The sequence below is a fragment of the Ruegeria sp. AL12 genome, assembly GCF_056540885.1.
The window spans coordinates 184,453-201,172 of record NZ_JBQFXN010000004.1; the positions used below are offsets into that span (position 1 = coordinate 184,453).

Genomic DNA, 16,720 nt, shown 5'->3' on the forward strand with positions numbered 1-16,720 from the left:
CCGTCGCTTACCCATGAGGCAAAGGGACGTCAACAGCCGCGAAAGGCCATCCCAATGAGCAGTGAGCATTACACACCCGCCGTAAACCCGTTGCCGCCCGTTGTGGTGGCGCTGGTTCTGTTCATCATCGGCGTCGAACTGGCCTTCACGCTGGGATCGCGCGGTTTGATCGGAGGGCCGGCGGCCGTGGGCTGGCGTCTGGACGCGATACAGCACTATGCCTTCTCGGCGGATATTTTCGATTGGATGGTGCTGAACGGGCGTTGGCCGTTCGAACATCTGGTCCGGTTCGTGACCTATCCCTTTGTTTCCGCCAACTTTACGCAGGCGATTTTTGTCTGTGTCTTCGTTCTGGCGATGGGAAAAATGGTTGGTGAGGTTTTTGGTGGTGTCCCCATGCTGCTGATCTTCGTCGTCTCGGGGATTGGCGGCGCGTTGACCTACGCCGTTTTGCTGGACCCGCGCTATCCCCTGATCGGAGGGTTTCCACCTGTTTATGGCCTGATCGGAGCATTCACGTGGTTGTTGTGGCGCAAACTGTCGCTTGTGGGGGCAAATCAGGCAAGGGCGTTCCAACTGATCGCCGTTCTGATGGGCATTCAGTTCCTGTTTGGTCTGATCTTCGGCGGAAACGCGGAATGGGTCGCCGATCTGGGCGGGTTTGCCACCGGCTTTGGCATGTCATTTCTGGTGGCGCCGGGGGCCTGGGCCCGGATCGTCGGGCGCATCCGCCGCGATTGATCAGGCCCGGCGCAAGGCGCGTTTGAACTCTGACAATTTGAACGCTCCCAGGACATGACCAAGACAGAAATACGAGACGGCGGCGACCACGATCAGGACCAAAAGCGCAAGATAGCGCCAGCCGGGAATGTCCAGCGTCCAACCCAAGAAGTGGATCAACGCAAACAAGACCGCGCCCATACCGACCGAGGCCAGAACGATCCGGCCCGCACGTGCCCTGAAACGGTCATCGAAACGCGCTTCTTCGCCCATACGACGTGCGCCGATCGCCAGAAGAACAACCATGGCCCAGCCGGCAGTTGACGCGGCAATCGCAGGGGCGATCCAACCCACCAGCGGAAATAGGCCAAACGCCAAGGCCGCGTTCACGACCATTGCGACCACCGCATAGCGGAACGGGGAACGCGTATCTTCGCGCGCAAAGAAAAGGGGTTGCAGCAGTTTTTGCAGCATGAATGCAGGTAGACCGATGCCATAAATCGCGACCGCCAGCGCTGTCGCAGCGGTATCCTCGGGACTGAACTGTCCCCGTTCGAACAGCACCGAAACCAGCGGGTTCGGGATGATCAGGAACGCCACGGTCGAGGGCAACGTCAACAGCAGCATGAATTCCCCGGCGCGGCAAAACGCGTTGCGGGCCCCTTCTTTGTCGTCGGCGCGCAGGCGGCGGGACAGGTCAGGCAGCAGGACAATGCCAATGGCGATTCCGACGACGCCCAAAGGCAGTTGGTACAGGCGATCCGCGGCAAACAGCCAACTCACGGCCTTTTCGGTCTTTGACGCCACCAGTTGTCCGACCACCAGATTGACCTGCGTAACCCCCATGGCCAAGGCGGCGGGAACAGCGATGCGGACCATCCGGCGCATCTCGGGCGTCAGGTGGGGCAGGCCGGGGCGGATACGGATACCTGCACGTTCGGTCGCCACCCAGACCAGCACCAGTTGTGCGACGCCGGCGACCGGAATGACCGAGATCAGCCATCGTATCACCTCGCCGCCAGAGATGGCCCCGGCGATCAGCGCGGTGCAGGCAAAGATGTTCAGCAAAACAGGTGCCGCTGCGGCCGCTGCGAACCTGCCGGTGGCGTTCAATACCCCCGAAAACAACGCCGCCAAGGACATGAAAAGGATATACGGGAACACGACATAGCCATAGTCCACGGCCAGATCGAAACGTTCATCCCCATAGAACCCTTCGGCCGTCAGCCACACCAGACCCGGCATGAAAACCATGGCCAGCCCGACCAGCGCCAGAACGGCCACGGCCAACAGGTTGAACGCATCCTGCGCGAACCCCTGGGGGTTCTCGTCCGCCTCCAGCCGTTTCGAGAACATGGGCACAAAAGCAGCGTTAAACGCACCTTCGGCGAAAAAGCGGCGGAACATGTTCGGCAGGCGAAAGGCCGCGACGAAAGCATCCATCACCGGCCCGGGGCCGATGAAGGCGGTCAGCAGAATTTCCCGCAGAAACCCCAGTATTCGACTGGCCAGCGTCCAGAAGCCGACCGTGAACAGGCCTGAAAACAAACGGATCTGCTTCATGAGGCCGCACGCTCAGCACCTTCGGTGATCGCCTTGCGCAGCTTGGCCTCAAGCCCACGTTGCTTGCTTTCCGAATGGTATTTCAAGCCGAACATATCTTTGACGTAAAACGTATCGACCACCTGTTCGCCATAGGTCGCGATCACGGCATTGGCGATGTAGACATTCGCTGCGGCGAGGGTCCGGGTCAGGTCAAACAACAGCCCCGGACGGTCGCGGGTGTCCACTTCGATGATCGTGTATATTTCAGAACCGTCATTGTCGAAGGTGATATGCGTTGGAACGTTGAAGGCACGCTCGCGTTTCTTGATCTTGTCGCGTGATTTCAACGCCTCCTTCGCAACCACTTCGCCGCGCAATGTCTTGTGGATCATCTGCGTAAGACGTGGCAGGCGCGAGGCTTCAAACGGGTGCCCTTCGGCGTCCTGAATCCAGAATGCATCGGTGACGTAGCCGTCTTTGGTCGTATAGCTGCGCGCATCAACGACATTGGCGCCGACCAGGGCCAGCGCGCCGGCAATGCGGGCAAAGATACCGGGGTGGTCGCCCATCGCAAAACAGGCTCGGGTTGCGTCGCGATCCTCGTCCGGTTGCAGGCGGATCTCCATCGCGCCGGGGTCGCCGCTTTGTTCCAGCGCACGCAGCATGTTCGCAAACTCGACATGTGTGGCCAGATTGAGACCCTGCCAATATGGGTCATAGTGGCGCCCCGTCTCGGATTTGAGGTCGGCCTTGGACCAGGCTGCCAGTTCGGTGCGCAGGGCTTTCTTTGCCTCGGCGCCGCGATTGGCGCGGTTGAGGTCCTCCATCCCGGTTTCCAGCGCGCGCTTGGTTTCGGCGTGAAGGGCACGCAAAAGCGTGGCTTTCCAGTTGTTCCATGTGTTCGGCCCCACGCCGCGAATGTCGCAGACGGTCAGAACGGTCAACAGGTCCAGCCGTTTGACGGTTTGAACTGCCTTGGCGAAATCACGCACTGTGCGGGGGTCTGAAATGTCACGTTTCTGTGCCATATCGGACATGAGCAGGTGATAACGCACCAGCCATTCGACCGTTTCCGAATCTGCTTTGTTCAGGCCCAGTCGTGGTGCCACCTTGCGCGCGATCTGTGCTCCAAGAATCGAGTGATCTTCGGGTTGTCCCTTTGCGATATCATGCAGCAACAGGGCGACATACAGCACCTTGCGATTGACCCCACCTTTCAGAATCGAAGAGGCAAGAGGCAGCGATTCGATCAGCTCTCCGCGTTCGATCTGGGCCAGGTTCACGATGCACTGGATGGTATGCTCGTCCACCGTATAGCTGTGGTACATGTTAAACTGCATCATTGCCACGATGGGCTCGAACTCGGGCAGGAAGGCGGACAGTACACCCAGTTCGTTCATCCGCCGCAAGGCTCGCTCTGGGTTGCCGTGTTTCAGCATCAGGTCCAGAAAGATGCGCCGCGCTTCTTTGTCATTTCGCATTTCGTCGTCGATCAGATGCAGATTTGCCGCCACCAGACGCATGGCATCCGGATGGATCAGCATTCCCGTTCGCAAGCCTTCTTCGAACAGGCGCAGAAGGTTTACCTTGTCGGACAGAAATTTGTCAGGGTCCGCTATGTCCAGACGACCGTGAACAACCCGGTATCCCGCTTTGACCCGCCGGCGTCTGCGGAAAATACGCTCCAGCAAAGGTGCGCCTTTCACGTGCAGCGCCTCAAGCTTCGTCAGAAAAATCCGCGTCAACTCGCCCACACGCGTGGCTTCGCGGAAATAGCGTTGCATGAACACCTCGACCGCCCGGCGACCGGCGTGATCCTCATAGCCCATGCGCGCGGCAACCTCGACCTGCATGTCAAAGGTCAGTTGCTCGGTGGCGCGACCCGTCACCAGATGCAAATGCGAACGAACAGCCCAAAGAAATTCTTCGGCCTGAACGAAGGTCTTGAACTCTTCCGGAGTGAACAGACCCAAAGGCACAAGTTCGGCCACGTCCTGAACGCCATAGATGTACTTTGCGATCCAGTAGAGGGATTGGAGGTCGCGCAACCCCCCTTTGCCCTCTTTCACATTGGGTTCGACCTTGTAGCGCTCTCCCTGTTTCAGGTGCCGCTCATCTCGTTCGTTCAGTTTGGCTTCGATGAATTCCCGCTCGGTTCCTTTGAACAGCTCGGTTTTCAGGCGTCGCTCAAGCTCGTCGGCCAACGCCTTGTCGCCCGCCAAATAGCGTTGTTCAAGCATTGCCGTGCGGATCGTGAAATCCTCGGTGCCCAGCCGAAGGCAGTCTTTGATCGTGCGCGAGGAATGCCCGACCTTAAGCCTGAGATCCCAAAGGATATAAAGCATCGATTCAATGACGCTCTCGGCCCAGGCGGTGATTTTGTACGGGGTCAGAAACAGCAGATCGACATCAGAAGACGGTGCCATTTCACCGCGCCCATATCCGCCAACGGCCAGTACGGCGATCTTTTCACCTTGTGTTGGCGTCGCAAGCGGGTGCAGGCGCGTGCTGGAGACCAGCATCGCGGTTCCGACCAGCTGGTCCGTCAGGTAGGTATAGGACCGGGTCAGCGCACGCGCGTCGAACGGACGCTCGCTGAAGGCATCGGCAATGGCTTTGCGACCCGCTTTCTGAGCGTCGCGCAGAATGCGCACTGTTTCAGAACGCATTTTGCTGTTGTCAGAGCTGGTCTCGAACACCTCGGCCAGCGCATCATTGACGCTGACGCTGTCAAAGATGTTTTCGGCAGGGCAAATTAGCGCGCCATCCGGCGCCATGGTCTCGCCCGATCGCTCAGAAACCGGCACCAGAGAAGCTTTGCGGGGCAGGGTCAATCACAACCACCTGTTTATTCTGAATCGTCGCTACGGCAAGGCCGCGTTCATTGGTGCCGTTCGGGCGCAGGCGGAAGATGCCGCCAACACCCTGGAAACCGGCATTTTGCGTCAGGGCAGCACCGGTCAGAGCATTGGATTTGCCCTGGCTGACCAAAGCACCAATCGCCGCTATTCCGTCATAGGCCAGACCGCTGATCGGATGTGGCGCTTCTCCATATGTCGCGTTGTACCGTTGACGATAGGCTTGGGCCTTTGACGGGTCGGGCAGGGCGAACCATCCCCCTTGCACGCCCGGCAGCTCCAGCGTTTGCGGGGGGATATCCCAACGGGTCAGACCGATGAATTGTGTCGTCGCCGGAGAAACGCCGGCCTCAGGCAGCAATTGCGAGAAAAGTGGCAAGGCACCCGCTGTCGTTGCCGTCATGAAAATCGAGTCCGCCCCTGTCGAATCGACGGTGGCCTTGATGGTGGGAACCGAGTTGATGACACCCTGCTGCGACCGGTCGTATCCGACCGTTCCCGCATTGTTGACCCGGCTGTTTGCCAGAGCATTGGCGATGGCAGCTTGCCCCACTTGCCCCGCGGCATCATTGCTGTGCACGATAACCGTGTTCGTTTTGCCTTGCCTGCCCGCATAATTCACCAGCCGGTTGGCGGTGTTTTCAAAGGTCGGTCCAAGTACAAATACATTGCCACCCGCAATGCTGGTGTTGTTCGAGAACGAAAGAACATTCACGTTATTGTTCAGTACGGCCAGTCCGGCAGCGTTTGCCGCCTGGGCGTAAACAGGGCCGACAATGATCTTGGCGCCTTCGGCAACGGCCTGCTGGGCCACCGCTGTCGCCGTGGTCGGGTTTCCTGCCGTATCGTAAACACGCAGGTCGATTTTGACGTTAGGCAGATCGGACATTGCCATACGGGCCGCATTCTCAAGGCTCTGCGCCAGCGCGGCGTCGCCCGAGCGGGGAACCAGCAAAGCAACCGGAACAGGATTCGACGTGTCAATCGAAGGGCCACCCCCAACGCCGCCCGGCTCACAAGCGGCCAGAAACGCTGCGGTCGTCAGGGCAATGGCGGCTTTCGCCAGCTTGCTTACGGGCTTGCAAACGGTAAACATCTAAATGAAAACTCCCTGATCCGGCGGCTGTGAATGCTTCTGTTCTGTTGAGCCGCGATAATAAACGTCACGCTGTGAGGGTCCAGCTTTGAATTTCCAAAAGATCAGATTGGCTGCGGGCCTGTATTTTGTTGCCACTCCGATCGGAACCGCGCGCGATATTACGCTCAGGGCGCTGGATGTTCTGGCCTCGGCCGATGTGATAGCGGCGGAGGACACCCGGAGCCTGCGGCGGTTGATGGAAATCCATGGCATCCCCCTGGAGGGTCGGCATATCCAAGCCTACCATGATCACAGCGGCGCCGGGGCGCGTGGCAGACTTATGGATGCCCTGGCACAGGGACAATCGGTCGCCTATGCATCCGAGGCGGGTATGCCGCTGATCGCTGATCCGGGATATGATCTGGGCAAGCAGGCGGCCGAAGCCGGGCATATGGTGACCTGTGCGCCCGGGGCATCCGCTGCCATAACAGCGCTGACCCTGGCGGGTCTGCCAACGGATTCATTCTTTTTCGCAGGTTTCTTGCCCAATGCATCGGGCGCACGCCGGACCCGGATTGAGGCTTTGAAAAACATACCAGGCACCTTGGTGTTCTATGAATCCCCAAAACGCGTCTCGGCCAGCCTTGCAGATCTTGCGGAATGCCTGGGGGCAGACCGCCAGGCGGCCTTGTGCCGTGAACTGACGAAAAAGTTCGAAGAAATCCGCCGTGGAAGACTGGCCGATCTGGCGGCGGAAATTCAGGAAAAACCGGTCAAGGGTGAGATCGTTTTGCTGGTGGATCGCGGCTATTTGCAAAGCGTTAACGAATCCGACGTAGAAGAGGCTTTGAAACGAGCTTTGGAAACCCACTCGGTTCGGGACGCAGCGGATCTTGTGTCAGAAATGTATGATCTGCCGCGCCGACCTATTTACCAGAAAGCTCTGAAACTGGGAAAGGGATGACATGGGGCGGCGTGCAATTCAGGGCTCGGTTTCCTATCAGGCGGGACAGTCAGCCGAGCTTCGGGTCGCCTCGGACTACGAGCGCCGGGGGTTTGCAATTGCGCATCATCGGTGGCGGGGTGCCGGTGGTGAAATCGATCTGATTGCGCGGGACGGCGATGGGCTAGTGTTCATCGAGGTCAAGAAAAGCTCCAGTTTCGAAAATGCTGCAGCCCGGATCAGCCAAAGACAAATTGACCGAATCTGTGCTTCAGCCGCGCAATACCTGGAAAACGAACCGGGTGGGCAATTGACCAATGTCCGCTTTGACGCGGCACTGGTAGATGGCACTGGCGCGGTTCAAATCATCGAAAACGCCTTCGGTCACGCCTAAGCCCATTGAACCCTCAGGCCTGCTGGGCCATGTATCTTGCGTGAAACTGAGGGACACGCCATGAAAATCGCCTTTCAAATGGACCCGATCGGGGCCGTGGACATCAACGCCGACAGCTCATTCCGTCTGGCGGAAGAGGCGCAGGCGCGCGGTCATTCGTTGTTTTTCTATGGGCCGGATCAGCTGGCCTATCAGGAAGGTCGTATCACGGCGCGCGGCCATGACATGACTGTGCAGCGGGTCGCTGGCGATCCAGCGGTTCTGAGCCCCGAACGTGAAGTTGACCTGGCCGATTTCGACGTGGTCTGGCTGCGTCAGGATCCACCCTTTGACATGCATTACATCACGTCCACCCATCTGCTGGACCGCCTGAAAGGGCAAACGCTGGTGGTCAACGACCCGTTCTGGGTTCGGAACTATCCTGAAAAACTGCTGGTTTTGGATTTCCCTGACCTGACGCCGCCGACAACGATTGCCCGTGACATAAAAACGATCAAGGCGTTCAAGGAAAAGCACGGCGATATCATCCTAAAGCCGCTTTATGGTAATGGCGGTGCGGGCGTGTTCCGACTGGATGCCAATGACCGCAACCTGACCTCTCTGCACGAGCTGTTTACGGGGTTCTCGCGCGAGCCTCTGATCGTGCAAAAATTCCTGCCGGATGTCAGCAATGGCGACAAGCGGGTGATCCTGGTGGACGGTGAACCTGTCGGCGCAATCAACCGGGTGCCGGCCGCGGGCGAAACGCGGTCAAACATGCATGTGGGCGGACGCCCGGAAAAGATCGGGTTGTCAGAGCGTGATCTGGAGATCTGCGCCGCCATCGGGCCGCTGCTGAAGGAAAAAGGTCAGATTTTTGTCGGGATCGACATCATTGGCGACTATCTCACCGAGATCAACGTGACCTCGCCGACCGGTATTCAAGAGCTGGAACGGTTCGACGGCGTGAACATTGCCGAAAAGATCTGGCAGGCGATTGAAGCCAAGATCTAAGCCATCACGCGGGCGCTGATGCGAAAGCTCAGCGCCTCTGCGACATGTGGCCTGCGGATGTCGGCTGAGCCGTCCAGGTCGGCGATCGTCCGCGCCACCCTCAGAATGCGATGAAAGGCACGGGCCGATAGGCCGAACCGATCAGCCGCCTTCAGCAAAACTGCTTTTCCTTCTGCATCGGGTGTTGCGATCTGTTCCAGAACTTTGCCTTCGGCGTCGGAATTCTGACGCATCTCTGGCATTCCCCGAAACCGGTCTGCCTGTATGGCGCGGGCGTTTTCAACCCGCGTGGCAACTGTCGCCGAGCTGTCGCCGGAAGGGGGCAGATCAATATCGGTGAAGCCCACAGGCGGAACTTCGATCCGCAGGTCGAACCTGTCCATCAAGGGCCCCGAGATACGGTTCAGATAGTCCTCGCCGCAGCCGGGTGCGCGAGAGCAGGCGCGCGATGGATCCGTCAGGTAGCCGCATTTGCACGGGTTCGCGGCGGCCACCAGCATGAAGCGGCAGGGGTATTTCACATGGGCATTGGCACGCGCCACCATGACTTCTCCGGACTCTATTGGCTGGCGCAGGGTCTCCAGAACCGTACGCGGAAATTCGGGGAACTCATCCATGAACAGCACGCCGTTATGCGCCAAAGAGATCTCACCGGGCTTGGCACCTTTGCCCCCGCCGACAATGGCTGCCATTGAGGCCGTATGATGCGGTTCCCGAAAAGGACGCGTGCGGTTGATGCCGCCTTCATCCAGCAACCCGCACAGGGATTGGATCATCGAAGTTTCCAACGCTTCGACTGCGGTCAGCGGTGGCAAGATGCCCGGAAGCCGTGCAGCCAACATGGATTTGCCCGACCCCGGCGTGCCGATCATGATCAGATGGTGACGCCCGGCTGCCGCGATTTCCAAAGCGCGTTTGGCGCGTTCCTGCCCCTTTACATCGCGCAGATCCCGCACGCTGGGCGTCAGATTCACCTCGCCGGGTTGTGCCGCCGGCAAAGGGCACTGTCCCGAGAAATGGCGGACGACATCGCCCAGGGAACCCGCGCCGATAACCTGAGTGGCGTCGACCCATGCAGCCTCGGCGCTGGAAGCTTTGGGACACAGCAAAATGCGTTCCTCGGATGCGGCCGTCATGGCGGCGGGCAGGGCGCCGACGACAGGCACCAGAGATCCATCAAGCGACAACTCTCCCAGTGCAACCGTTCCTTCGGCGGCATCGGCTGGGATGACCTCGAGTGCCGATAACAGCGCGACTGCGATGGGCAGGTCGAAATGGCTGCCTTCCTTGGGCAGATCCGCAGGAGACAGGTTGATCGTAATGCGTTTCGACGGCAGAGCGATGGCCATCGCACTCAGCGCGCTGCGGACACGGTCGCGGGCTTCGGACACGGCTTTGTCGGGAAGGCCAACGATGGAAAAGGCCGGCAAGCCGGGCGATACGGCACATTGCACCTCGACCGGGCGGGCTTCGACGCCGTGAAAGGCAACAGTGTGGGCGCGGGCGACCATGGCAGTCCTATTCTTGGTTAACAGGGTGTTGCTGCCATGGTTGTGGTTTAAGAGTCGTTAACGGTTGCGCGCAATGCTGTAAATTTTGGCCACGCGTCGGGATCGGCAATTGTTTTGTCGCGGCAGAATGGATTGCAGAAGCCCCAGCATTTTCCATCCAACTCCAGAAATTCCGCAACGGGTTTGCCGGAATACGGGCAAACTTGGTTGATTGACGGGCCGGAGACCGGCTTGGCGGTTGAAATCCCTCCGATCGGCCAGGGCTTGGACGGCAAATCCAGACGATAGGGAAAAGGGTCGTATCTGACAGTCAGGCCCATTGCGCGCCATTGTCTGACGGCGGGGTCTGACAAAAGGTCCAGGCAGTAGGTCCGGTTCGCCTTGGAAACTGGCAGCCCATATCCGATGATCCGCGCTGCGACAGGTGTGTAAAACACGTCCGCCAGCGAATACGAGCCGAACAACGGGCCTTGTTCCACACCTGACATTATGCGCGCATGATCCCAGAGTGTTTCGATGCGTGCCAGATCTGCCAGTGTTTCATCTGATGGGTCGAAATCCTGCCAGACGTGCAGCAATTGCATCGGGCATTCACCCCGCAAGGCTCCAAACCCTGCCACCATCTCGGCGCACAGCCAGCGGGCGGTTGCCCGGGCGGCGGGATCTGATGGCCACAACCCGGCATCAGGGTGGCGCTCGGCCAGGGTTTCAGCCATGGCCAGGCTTTCGCCCACCACAGTTCCTTCCGGCAGGCGCAGGGTAGGAACAAGTCGCGCTGGGGCCAAGGGCTCCATATCCTGTGCCATGGTGCCCGAATACAGGCCAATCATGTGGCTTCTGTAGGGCAGGTTGAATTTCTCAAGCATCAACCAGCCACGCATTGACCAGCTGGAGAAGAGGCGGTCGCCGATATACAAATCATATGTCATACGCAGACGATGCCGCAGGTTCGCAGTTCGGTAAAACAGTGATTTGTGCGGGGTCTGTTCACGGAAGGTGATTGATTGTACCGACAGACGACCTGTCTGCGTCGATCAGGATATCCGTCACCGACAGGTTGTCGATTCGGTGTGAAAAAGTCTGTTGTCCGTCCAGATCAAGGGCGCGCTGCACTTGCGTGAGGATAACGCCGAAATGCGCAACGATGACCAGATCGCGGCCGGAATGTGCTGAAACAAGCGTGTCGATCGCCGCGTCGACCCGATTGCGGACGTCGTTCCAGCTTTCACCTTGCGGCGGGCGGACATCGCCGGGGTTGTCCCAATATGCAAAGGCCAGTTCCGGGTCTTCGGCTTCGATTTCGGCAAATCCGCGCAACTCCCAGTGACCAAAATGAATTTCCCGCAAGCCCGGATCATGAGGAAGGCGTTGACGTTGACCTTGTATGGCCGTGGCGGTGTCAACTGCCCGTGACAGATCGGACGAGATCACAAGCGCCTCGGGCGGCAAATGGTCGTTCAGACGTTTCAGTGCGGCTGTATCACTCAGGTCGGCGGGCAGGTCGGACCAGCCGACCATGGTTTTCGCGTGCGTCGGCCCGTGTCGAACAAGGTGAAGGCGCGTCACGGCAATTGCCCTTTCAGAACCAAGGGCAACCCGGCGGTGATCTGCACCACCAGATCGGCCTGCGCTGCAAGCGCGATGTTCAACCGCCCCTGGGCTTCGCGAAACCGGCGGGCCAGGGCGTTGTCAGGGACAATACCGTGGCCAACTTCGTTCGAGACAATCACGATTTGCGCCGGGCATGCACGAAGGGCGTCAAGCAGGGCGGTTTGTGCCGCTTCCAGATCGGATTCGGCCAACATGTGGTTGCTCAGCCACATGGTGGCGCAGTCAATCAGGCAAATCTGATCGGGCGACAACGTGGCCAGAACCGGCCCCGGATCAAAAGGTTCTTCAACCGTGGTCCAACCGTCGCCGCGTTGTTCAAGATGGCGCTCAATCTTCTGGCGCATCTCGTCATCAAACACTTGTGATGTCGCAAGGTAAACTCGGCTTTTCCCCCGAGAAACAACCAGTTCTTCGGCGAAAACCGACTTGCCCGACGCGGCCCCACCCAGAACCAAGGTTAAATCCGGCGACACAGTACTTACCTATAGTTGATCCGTTTGGTGCTGTTTTGCGTAAAGGTCATAGGTCGGCAAGGCAAGTCTGACCAGTACCTGCAAACAGGGGAGAGGTTTATGGCACTAGATAATGCGACGGACTTTTCGATGTCCCGGCAAGCAATGAAGGCCGAGCTGCTGGATGCGGAAACCGAACTGAAACTGGCTTATGCCTGGCGTGATGAGCGTGATGAACAGGCGTTGCACCGTCTGATCACCGCCTATATGCGTCTGGCGATTTCGATGGCGGCCAAGTTCAAGCGCTATGGCGCGCCGATGAATGATCTCATTCAGGAGGCAGGCCTTGGCCTGATGAAGGCCGCAGACAAGTTCGATCCGGATCGCGGCGTGCGGTTTTCGACCTATGCCGTATGGTGGATCAAGGCAAGCATTCAGGACTATGTCATGCGGAACTGGTCCATGGTTCGGACCGGGTCAACTTCATCTCAGAAGTCGCTGTTTTTCAACATGCGCCGAGTTCAGGCCCGGCTGGAACGGGAAGCCGCCACCGAAGGTCAGGAACTGGACCGTCATCAATTGCATCAGATGATCGCCACGGAAATCGGTGTGCCGCTGCGCGACGTCGAGATGATGGAAGGTCGTCTGTCCGGCTCTGATTTTTCGCTGAATGCGGTGCAATCCGCTGATGAGGATGGGCGCGAGTGGATTGATGCCCTGGAAGATGACCGCGAGCAGGCAGCCGAAGCAGTTGAACACAGCCATGACACCGAACAACTGCGCAAGTGGCTGTTGACGGCGATGAATGCCTTGAATGATCGCGAGCGTTTCATTGTGCGCGAGCGCAAGCTGCGAGACCCCGCACGAACCCTGGAAAGCCTTGGAACCGAGCTGGGTCTGTCCAAGGAACGTGTACGTCAGCTTGAAGCCGCAGCCTTCGCGAAAATGCGCAAGAACCTTGAAGCCCAGTCGCGCGAGGTGCAACACTTCATCGCATGAAACAGTTTGCGATTCTTGTGTGCGTTCTGGGTCTTACGGTTGCGGCAGCGCGACCGGGGCTGGCAGATCGACTTGTTCCCGCTGATGCCATGTCCGCGATGCGGGACGCCGATGTCGTGATATTGGGGGAAGTTCACGACAACCCGACGCATCATCTGGTGCAGGCCGAAGCGCTTGAAGCTGTTTCACCCTCGGCCGTCGTCTGGGAAATGGTCACGGAAGAAGGCGCGCAGAGGCTTGCGCAGAAAGCTGTGTCCAACCCGGAAGAACTGAGCCGTATTCTGGAATGGGCTGAAAGTGGCTGGCCGCCGCTTAGCATGTATTATCCGGTGTTCGAGGCGTCAGGCGCGCCGGTGTACGGGGCCATGGTTCCGCGTGCTGCTGCGCGTGCCGCGATGGAACGCGGTGCCGCCACGGCGTTGGGTGCAGACGCGGCGCGTTATGGTCTGACGGTGCCTCTATCGTCTGAAGAACAGGTCGCGCGCGAAGCCGACCAGTTGGCGGCGCATTGCGATGCGCTTCCGGCTGAAATGTTGCCCCAGATGGTTGCGATCCAACGATTGCGCGATGCTGTGCTGGCCCGGGCCGTGGTCCGTGCGATGGACGAAACCGGGGGTCCGGTTGCCGTGATCACCGGAAACGGTCATGCGCGAAAGGATCGGGGCATACCGACCTATCTTGCGCGCCTCAGACCTGGTTGGAAAGTCGTGGCCGTCGGACAATCGGAGGATGGAGCAATCGACGGAGAATTCGATATCGTGATTGATAGCCCCACGGCCGAGCGCGAAGACCCCTGTGCGGCATTTCAGGTTCAGAATTAATCGCTGGAACTACCTGCGGGCCTTGCCTAATGTCGGGGCCGACCGGGACGGGAAGGGCTGAACATGCTGTCATCCAAACGCATTCTGCTGATTATCGGTGGCGGAATCGCGGCCTACAAATCGCTGGACCTGATCCGCAGGTTGCGCGAGCGTGGCGCGGACGTAACCCCTGTATTGACGCGCGCTGCGGAAGAGTTTGTGACGCCGCTGTCGGTATCGGCTCTGGCAGGTGAAAAAGGCTATCGCGATCTGTTTGACCTCACTGATGAGGCCGAGATGGGGCATATTCAACTGTCCCGCTCTGCGGATCTGATCGTCGTGGCACCCGCAACGGCGGATCTGATGGGCAAGATGGCCGCAGGGCTGGCCAACGATCTGGCCTCGACGCTTCTGATGGCCACGGACACACCCATTCTGTGTGCGCCCGCGATGAATGTGCGCATGTGGACCCACCCGGCAACACAGCGAAACCTGAAGCAGCTGCAAGCGGATGGCGTGCGCTTTGTGGGCCCGAACGAAGGCGACATGGCCTGTGGCGAATACGGTCCGGGGCGCATGTCAGAGCCGCTGGAAATTGTCACGGCGGTTGAGGCTCGGTTGTCTGCGGGGCCCTTGGCGGGCAGGCGGGTGCTGGTGACGTCCGGCCCGACGCATGAGCCGATAGATCCGGTCCGGTATATAGCCAACCGTTCGTCCGGGGCCCAAGGTGCCGCCGTGGCCCGGGCGCTGGCGGAATTGGGGGCCGAGGTGACCTTTGTGACCGGCCCGGCAGACGTGCCGCCCCCGGTGGGTGTGCGGGTCGTACCTGTCGAAACCGCGCAACAGATGTCTGATGCAGTTGATGCAGCTCTGCCCGTCGATGCCGGAATATTCGCGGCTGCGGTCGCGGACTGGCGGGTCGCCAGCGCATCGGACAAGAAGCTGAAGAAAAGCCGCGATGGCCTGCCGGTACTGGAATTCGCCGAAAACCCGGACATTCTGAAACGTGTTTCCGGGATGGGCGTGAACCGCCCGCCGTTGGTTGTAGGCTTTGCGGCCGAGACCGACAATGTGATCGAACACGCCACGGCCAAGCGTCTGCGCAAAGGCTGCGACTGGATCGTCGCAAACGATGTCAGCCCTGCAACAGGCATTATGGGCGGGTCAGAGAATGCGGTCATCCTGATTTCGGACAACGGGGCCGAGGAATGGCCCCGTATGGGCAAAGGCGAAGTTGCCCGGCGTCTGGCGGCGAAAATCGCGGACGCGTTGGCGGGCTGAAGGAAAGGCAAGGGCATGGTTGCAATCCGGGTGATCCGCGAAGACGGGGCAGACCCCGCCGTGGCGCTTCCCTCTTACGAAACCTCGGGGGCGGCCGGCGCGGACGTGCGTGCCAATCTGCCCGGCGGCGCGCCGATTACGCTGGACCCCGGTCAGCGGGCGCTGGTGCCGACCGGCCTGCGCATTGAAATCCCACAAGGGTATGAGGTGCAGGTTCGGCCCCGCTCGGGCCTTGCGTTGAAGCATGGGATTACACTGCCCAACACGCCGGGCACTATCGACAGCGACTATCGTGGGCCTTTGGGCGTGATCGTGATGAATGCGGGACAGGAACGGTTCGAGATCGCCCACGGAGATCGTATCGCGCAGCTTGTGGTCGCGCCGGTAGTGCAGGCAACGTTTGAACTGGCTCAGGCTCTGGGCGAAACCGATCGCGGGGCTGGCGGTTTCGGCTCGACCGGGCGCGGCTGATGCTGTTGGTTTTCATCCTGGCTGCTGGGCTTTGGGGTGTCGGTTATATCGCCGGCACGTCGAAAAAAGCGCGGGTGGTTTCCGTGAGTGTGTTGCTGGCCGGCGTCATACTGTCCCATCTGATCTTGCCGGATGGGCACCCTCTTCGCGAAGCAACGGGTGGGTCTGCGGCGCTTTGGCTGATCCTCGTGGGTTTCGCGGCGCTGGCTTTGCTGTATGGCAGAATACTCAAAGCCTTGCGTAACCGCGCAGTTTCAACTTCGGAACCGGAGCCCGACATGCCCTCGGACCGATTTACCGAGGCCGAGCTGGACCGCTATGCCCGCCATATCGTTTTGCGCGAACTGGGTGGGCCCGGTCAGAAAAAACTTAAAAAAGCCCGCGTACTGGTGATCGGCGCAGGTGGTCTGGGTGCACCTGCGCTGCAATATCTGGCGGCTGCGGGTGTCGGCACGATCGGGATCATCGACGATGACGTTGTCGAGAATGCCAACCTGCAACGACAGGTCATTCACCGGGACGCGGATATTGGAATGCCCAAGGTCTTTTCGGCGCAGCAGGCGATGGAGGCGCAAAACCCGAACGTCGTTGTTCTGCCCTATCACCGCCGCTTGAGCGAGGAAATCGCCACCGACCTGTTTGCAGACTTCGATCTGATTCTTGACGGAACCGACAATTTTGAGACCCGGTATCTGGCAAACCGAACCGCCGTCGCGCTGGGCAAACCGCTGATCTCGGGGGCTTTGTCGCAGTGGGAAGGTCAACTGAGTGTGTTTGACCCGGCCAATGGCAGCCCCTGCTATCAGTGCATCTTCCCAGAGGCCCCGGCCCCCGGTTTGGCCCCGTCCTGTTCCGAGGCCGGCGTGATCGGCCCGCTGCCGGGCGTTGTCGGATCAATGATGGCGGTCGAGGCGATCAAGGTGATAACGGGCGCCGGCATGGCGCTGCGCGGCGAGATGCTGATCTATGACGCGCTGTACGGCGAAAGCCGAAAGATTGTTCTGACCCGCCGGGACGATTGCCCCGTTTGTGGCATGAGAAACGATTAACCTTTCATCACATGG

16 protein-coding genes are annotated in these 16,720 nt (G+C 59.6%); 9 read left to right on the forward strand and 7 right to left on the reverse strand.

What is annotated here, in order from left to right:
* Window positions 1–54: 54 nt before the first annotated feature.
* Window positions 55–741 carry a rhomboid family intramembrane serine protease gene (locus ACR0C6_RS13360; RefSeq protein ID WP_480446764.1) on the forward strand — a complete coding sequence of 229 codons (687 nt, stop codon included), beginning with the start codon at window positions 55–57 and terminating at the stop codon, window positions 739–741.
* On the opposite strand, the gene murJ is transcribed toward ACR0C6_RS13360, so the two are convergent.
* Genes murJ through ACR0C6_RS13375 form a run of 3 tightly spaced genes read right to left on the reverse strand, consistent with a single transcriptional unit; the run spans window position 742 to window position 6,219 of the window.
* Complete coding sequence (gene murJ, locus ACR0C6_RS13365; RefSeq protein ID WP_480446763.1) at window positions 742–2,283, reverse strand: murein biosynthesis integral membrane protein MurJ; 1,542 nt, start codon at window positions 2,281–2,283, stop codon at window positions 742–744.
* Entirely contained in the window at window positions 2,280–5,099 is a 2,820-nt protein-coding gene (locus tag ACR0C6_RS13370) for a [protein-PII] uridylyltransferase (protein ID WP_480619713.1), read from the reverse strand. Before ACR0C6_RS13370 ends, murJ begins: the two co-directional genes overlap by 4 nt.
* Window positions 5,059–6,219, reverse strand: coding sequence for a penicillin-binding protein activator (locus tag ACR0C6_RS13375; protein ID WP_152456871.1), 1,161 nt, complete (start codon window positions 6,217–6,219; stop codon window positions 5,059–5,061). Before ACR0C6_RS13375 ends, ACR0C6_RS13370 begins: the two co-directional genes overlap by 41 nt.
* A gap of 88 nt (window positions 6,220–6,307) precedes the next feature.
* Between ACR0C6_RS13375 and rsmI the strand changes: the two genes are divergently transcribed.
* Genes rsmI through gshB form a run of 3 tightly spaced genes read left to right on the forward strand, consistent with a single transcriptional unit; the run spans window position 6,308 to window position 8,531 of the window.
* Window positions 6,308–7,165 carry a 16S rRNA (cytidine(1402)-2'-O)-methyltransferase gene (gene rsmI / locus ACR0C6_RS13380; RefSeq protein WP_480446762.1) on the forward strand — a complete coding sequence of 286 codons (858 nt, stop codon included), beginning with the start codon at window positions 6,308–6,310 and terminating at the stop codon, window positions 7,163–7,165.
* Between the two features lies 1 nt (window position 7,166).
* The gene (locus tag ACR0C6_RS13385; RefSeq protein ID WP_171119670.1) at window positions 7,167–7,538 is read left to right on the forward strand and encodes a YraN family protein; all 372 of its coding nucleotides are present in this window, start codon (window positions 7,167–7,169) and stop codon (window positions 7,536–7,538) included.
* 60 nt (window positions 7,539–7,598) lie between these two features.
* Window positions 7,599–8,531, forward strand: coding sequence for a glutathione synthase (gshB, locus tag ACR0C6_RS13390; protein WP_171206023.1), 933 nt, complete (start codon window positions 7,599–7,601; stop codon window positions 8,529–8,531).
* Here the strand turns inward: gshB and ACR0C6_RS13395 are convergent.
* Genes ACR0C6_RS13395 through cobU form a run of 4 tightly spaced genes read right to left on the reverse strand, consistent with a single transcriptional unit; the run spans window position 8,528 to window position 12,126 of the window.
* On the reverse strand, window positions 8,528–10,042 hold the full coding sequence (locus ACR0C6_RS13395; protein WP_480619715.1) for a YifB family Mg chelatase-like AAA ATPase: 1,515 nt from the start codon (window positions 10,040–10,042) through the stop codon (window positions 8,528–8,530). The genes gshB and ACR0C6_RS13395 overlap by 4 nt on opposite strands.
* A 47-nt stretch (window positions 10,043–10,089) precedes the next feature.
* Window positions 10,090–10,971: a glutathione S-transferase gene (locus ACR0C6_RS13400; protein WP_480619717.1), complete on the reverse strand. Its 882-nt coding sequence runs from the start codon at window positions 10,969–10,971 to the stop codon at window positions 10,090–10,092.
* A 58-nt stretch (window positions 10,972–11,029) separates the two neighbouring features.
* Window positions 11,030–11,608, reverse strand: a complete 579-nt coding sequence (locus tag ACR0C6_RS13405) for a histidine phosphatase family protein (RefSeq protein WP_480446759.1) — start codon at window positions 11,606–11,608, stop codon at window positions 11,030–11,032.
* Window positions 11,605–12,126, reverse strand: coding sequence for a bifunctional adenosylcobinamide kinase/adenosylcobinamide-phosphate guanylyltransferase (gene cobU, locus ACR0C6_RS13410; protein ID WP_480446758.1), 522 nt, complete (start codon window positions 12,124–12,126; stop codon window positions 11,605–11,607). Before cobU ends, ACR0C6_RS13405 begins: the two co-directional genes overlap by 4 nt.
* Before the next feature lie 99 nt (window positions 12,127–12,225).
* Here cobU and ACR0C6_RS13415 point away from each other — a divergent pair, with 99 nt between their 5' ends.
* The 5 genes from ACR0C6_RS13415 (at window position 12,226) to ACR0C6_RS13435 (ending at window position 16,705) form a co-directional block, all read left to right on the forward strand.
* Window positions 12,226–13,104 (forward strand): RNA polymerase factor sigma-32, encoded by an 879-nt coding sequence (locus tag ACR0C6_RS13415; RefSeq protein ID WP_152456879.1) that lies wholly within the window; start codon window positions 12,226–12,228, stop codon window positions 13,102–13,104.
* Entirely contained in the window at window positions 13,101–13,925 is an 825-nt protein-coding gene (locus ACR0C6_RS13420) for a ChaN family lipoprotein (protein ID WP_480446757.1), read from the forward strand. The genes ACR0C6_RS13415 and ACR0C6_RS13420 overlap by 4 nt, the downstream gene beginning before the upstream one ends.
* 63 nt (window positions 13,926–13,988) lie before the next feature.
* A complete protein-coding gene (coaBC, locus tag ACR0C6_RS13425; protein ID WP_171229749.1) occupies window positions 13,989–15,185 on the forward strand; it encodes a bifunctional phosphopantothenoylcysteine decarboxylase/phosphopantothenate--cysteine ligase CoaBC in 1,197 nt (398 codons plus the stop codon).
* Window positions 15,186–15,200: 15 nt separating this feature from the next.
* The gene (gene dut / locus ACR0C6_RS13430) at window positions 15,201–15,656 is read left to right on the forward strand and encodes a dUTP diphosphatase (protein ID WP_171119662.1); all 456 of its coding nucleotides are present in this window, start codon (window positions 15,201–15,203) and stop codon (window positions 15,654–15,656) included.
* On the forward strand, window positions 15,656–16,705 hold the full coding sequence (locus ACR0C6_RS13435) for a HesA/MoeB/ThiF family protein (protein WP_480619719.1): 1,050 nt from the start codon (window positions 15,656–15,658) through the stop codon (window positions 16,703–16,705). The genes dut and ACR0C6_RS13435 overlap by 1 nt, the downstream gene beginning before the upstream one ends.
* Window positions 16,706–16,720: the final 15 nt, after the last annotated feature.